This window comes from Tardiphaga sp. (assembly GCF_025356345.1).
Lineage (GTDB): Bacteria > Pseudomonadota > Alphaproteobacteria > Rhizobiales > Xanthobacteraceae > Tardiphaga.
Genome location: NZ_JANXTC010000175.1, coordinates 1 through 4,232 on the forward strand (window position 1 = coordinate 1; position 4,232 = coordinate 4,232).

At 63.0% G+C, this 4,232-nt stretch carries 3 protein-coding genes and 1 pseudogene; all 4 read left to right on the forward strand.

Annotated features, from left to right (window positions below):
- Positions 1-244, forward strand: a pseudogene (locus tag Q0S16_RS10350) (ABC transporter ATP-binding protein); the annotation flags it as partial.
- A gap of 137 nt (positions 245-381) precedes the next feature.
- Entirely contained in the window at positions 382-1,785 is a 1,404-nt protein-coding gene (locus Q0S16_RS10355) for a hypothetical protein (RefSeq protein WP_295847861.1), read from the forward strand.
- Between the two features lie 2 nt (positions 1,786-1,787).
- The gene (locus Q0S16_RS10360) at positions 1,788-2,939 is read left to right on the forward strand and encodes a Gfo/Idh/MocA family oxidoreductase (RefSeq protein WP_295847863.1); all 1,152 of its coding nucleotides are present in this window, start codon (positions 1,788-1,790) and stop codon (positions 2,937-2,939) included.
- A 9-nt stretch (positions 2,940-2,948) separates the two neighbouring features.
- Positions 2,949-4,154: a dihydrodipicolinate synthase family protein gene (locus Q0S16_RS10365; RefSeq protein WP_295847864.1), complete on the forward strand. Its 1,206-nt coding sequence runs from the start codon at positions 2,949-2,951 to the stop codon at positions 4,152-4,154.
- Positions 4,155-4,232 lie beyond the last annotated feature (78 nt).

Below are 4,232 nucleotides of genomic sequence, written 5' to 3' on the forward strand. Positions count from 1 at the left end.
CGAGCTGTCGCGCATCCAGCGCCGCACCGGCAAGACCATTCTGCTGATCACCCATTCGATTCCCGAAGCCGTGTTTCTCGCCGACAAGGTGCTGGTGATGACCGAGCGCCCCGGCGGTATCGAGGCGATCTACGACGTGCCGCTCGGCCGCGACCGCAATATCGATACGATGACCAACCCGGTGTTCACCGAACTGGTGGCGAGGGTGCGAAAGCATTTTTTCACCCAAAGCACGCTGGACTAATCGTCATGCGCACGAACCCATCCACGTCATTGCAAGGAGCTCTTGCGACGAAGCAATCCAGCTCTTTTCGCGCGTGCGGCTTTCTGGATTGCCGCGTCGCTTCGCTCCTCGCAATGACGGCTGAGAGGCCGTAGTTCATGATGACCGCTCCCCGCATCGCTTTGCGCGAGATCACGCTGTTTGAGCGTCCCGTGGCATTTGTCCGGCCGTTCCGCTTTGGCGCGGTTACCGTCATTGCTGCGCCGCAGGTCTTCGTCCGGGTCGAGCTGGACGTGGAAGGGCGGGGCGTGTTCACCGGTGCCAGCGCCGAGTTGATGGTGCCAAAATGGTTCGACAAGCGACCGCATCTAGAGATTGCCGAGACGGTCGATGAACTCAGGCAGTCGCTGGGAATCGCGCGCGGTCTCTATCTGGCTCATACGGGCTATCATAGCGCCTTCGATTTCCATGTCGCCTGCATCGCGGATCAAATAAAGGCTTGCGCCGAAGCCGACATCCCGCCGCTCGCCGCGGCCTTCGGACCTGCGGAAATCGACAAGGCAATCTGTGACGCGCTGTTGCGCGCGCTCGATCTGAATTTCTTCGACGGCATGGTGGCCAATATCGCCGGCCTCGATGCCCGGCTGGCGCCGGATATTTCCGGTGATGACGTCTCGGCATTTCTCGCCAGCCGCGAGCGACTGGAACGCGTCGCGTTGCGCCACACCGTGGGTCTCGACGATGTCATCGAAGGGCCGGGCGGTGTCGCTGATATCCGCGAGAACAGCGGCGCCCGCTATTTCAAGCTGAAGATGAACGGCGACCCCCACGCGGATGCGGCGCGCCTCACCCGGATCGGTCGGGCGCTCGGCACGTTGCCTTACGAGTACAAGGTGACGCTCGACGCCAATGAACAATATGCCGACCTCGAGGCGCTGGGCTTGCTGGTCGACCGCCTCGACCACGACGTGGCGCTTGCGCCGATCGCATCGAAATTGCTGTACATCGAGCAGCCGATGCCGCGCGACGCGACGCGGCAGTCGCCGCTCGGTCCGCTATCATCGCGAAACTTCATCATCGATGAGGCCGACGATTCCTGGGACGCGTTTCCCGCGGCCAAGGCGCTCGGCTATCGCGGCATCTCGTCGAAATCCTGCAAGGGAATTTACAAGTCGATCGTCAACGCCACGCGCGCCGCCAAGTGGAGCACTGGCGGCGAGGCCTGGTTCATCACCGGCGAGGATCTGACCTGTCAGGCCGGGCTCGGCGTGCAGCAGGACCTGGCGCTCGGCGCCCTGATTGGTGTGACCCACGCCGAGCGCAACGGCCACCATTATGTCGATGGCTTTGGCGCGTCGCCTGCCGTTGAAGCGGAGGCCTTCCTCACGGCGCATCCCGATCTCTATGGCCGCGATGGCGACGTCATCCGGCTGAAGATCCACGACGGCGATCTCCTGACGGGCTCGCTGACCTCTGCCGGATTCGCGTCCGGCGCCCATCCGGACTGGACGGCGCTGGCGCCGCTCCAGCGCCCTAGAACAAGAATCCTGCAGGAGCACTGACTATGGCTGTCCACCGTCTCGGCATCATCATGAACGGCGTCACCGGGCGCATGGGTCTCAACCAGCATTTGGTGCGCTCGATCGTCGCGATTCGCGCCCAGGGCGGCGTCGTGATGAAGAATGGCGACCGCATGATGCCGGATCCGATCCTGGTCGGCCGCAATGCCGAAAAGATCGAAGGCCTTGCCAGGAAATACGGGATCGAACGCTGGACCACCGACCTCGACAAGGCGCTTCAGGACCAGAACGACTCCATCTTCTTTGACGCGGCGACGACGCAGGCGCGTCCCGGCCTGCTCAACAAGGCGATCGCCGCCGGCAAGCACATCTATTGCGAGAAGCCGATCGCGACCAATCTGGCCGCGGCGCTCGACGTGATCCGGAAGGCCGATGCCAAGGGCCTCAAGCACGGCACCGTGCAGGACAAGCTGTTTCTCCCCGGCCTGAAGAAGCTGGCGATGCTGCGTGACAGCGGCTTCTTCGGCAAGATGCTGTCGGTGCGCGGTGAGTTCGGCTACTGGGTGTTCGAGGGCGACTGGCAGGAGGCGCAGCGGCCGTCATGGAATTACCGTGCCGAGGACGGCGGCGGCATGATCCTGGATATGGTCTGTCACTGGCGCTATGTGCTCGACAATTTGTTCGGCGAAGTTGAAAGCCTGACCTGTCTCGGCACCACTGACATCCCGGCGCGCTGGGACGAGCAAGGCAAGAAGTACAAAGCCACGGCCGACGATTCCGCCTACGCCACCTTCAAGCTGAAGGACGGCGTCATCGCCCACATGAACATGTCGTGGGCGACGCGGGTCTATCGCGACGACCTCGTCACCTTCCAGGTCGATGGTACCCATGGTTCGGCCGTTGCCGGCCTTACCGAATGTATGATCCAGGCGCGCCAGGCGACGCCGCGGCCGGTGTGGAATCCCGACGAGAAGCGCACCCACGACTTCTATGCCGACTGGCAGAAGGTGCCGGACAATGTCGTGTACGACAACGGCTTCAAGGAACAGTGGGAGATGTTCATCCGCCACGTCTGCGAGGACGCGCCGTACAAATACACGTTGCTGGAAGGCGCCAAGGGCGTGCAGCTCGTCGAATGCGCGCTGGAAAGCTGGAAAGAACGCCGCTGGGTCGATGTGCCCAGGCTCTCGATCTGAGGTCACGCCATGAACAAGCCAGTCCAACCCAAAGAAAATCTACAGACATCATCGCTGTCGCTGAAACTGCCGAAGGCCGATCGTTCGATCGAAACCTACTGGCTGGCAGCGTCGCGCACGTTTCCCTCCAGGCTCGAGGGCACGCTGAACCGCGTTGCCTTCTCGGCGGCCCATGTCGTGGCCGACCCGCTCGCGGAGTGCGATCCGTGGCTCACCAGCAAGATCGACTGGGATCGCACCATCGCGTTTCGCGAGCACGTCTGGGACCTGGGTCTCGGCGTCGCCGAGGCAATGGACACCGCGCAGCGCGGCATGGGCATGGACTGGCCTACCTCTCTCGAGCTGATCCAGCGATCCGTCGCGGCGGCGAAGCCGCGCGGCGGGCTGGTGTTCTCCGGTGCCGGTACGGACCACCTCGCGGTGGAGGACGCTAAATCCATCGACGACGTGATCAAGGCCTATGAGGAGCAGTTCGAAGCCATCGAGAAGGTTGGTGGCCGCATCATCCTGATGGCGTCGCGCGCGTTGGCCAAGCTCGGCAAGAATGCCGAGGATTACGGCCGCGTCTATGATCGCATCCTGTCGCAGTCGGCGCAGCCGGTGATCATCCACTGGCTCGGCGACATGTTCGATCCGGGGCTGGCGAACTATTGGGGCACGCCGAGTCTCGATACGGCGATGGACATCGCGGTCGACGTCATCAACCGCAATGCCGCCAAGGTCGATGGCGTGAAAGTCTCGCTGCTCGACGCGCAGCGCGAGATCGACATGCGCCGCCGGCTGAAGCCTGACGTGAAGATGTACACCGGCGACGACTTCAACTATGCGGAGCTGATCGCCGGCGACGACAAGGATTTTTCCCACGCGCTGCTCGGCATCTTTGACGCGATCGCGCCAGCGGCGTCCTACGCGCTGTCGCGCCTCGCGGCCGGCGACGACAAGGGCTTTCACGACGTGCTCGCCCCGACGGTGCCGCTGTCGCGGCACATCTTCAAGGCGCCGACGCGGTTCTACAAGACCGGCATCGTGTTCATGGTCTATCTCAACGGTCACCAGGATCACTTCACCATGGTCGGCGGCCAGGAGAGTACGCGCTCGACCCTGCATCTCGCGGAACTGTTCCGTCTCGCGGATCAGGCGGGGCTGCTGTCGAATCCGGAACAGGCCACGCAGCGCATGAAGGCCGTTCTGGCCACGCGCGGGATTGAAGTCTGAGATGCGGGATTTTTCTCAAGACCATCGCTGGCTGTCGCTGAACACGGCAACCGTGCGCAAGCAGGGTGACTTCATCGC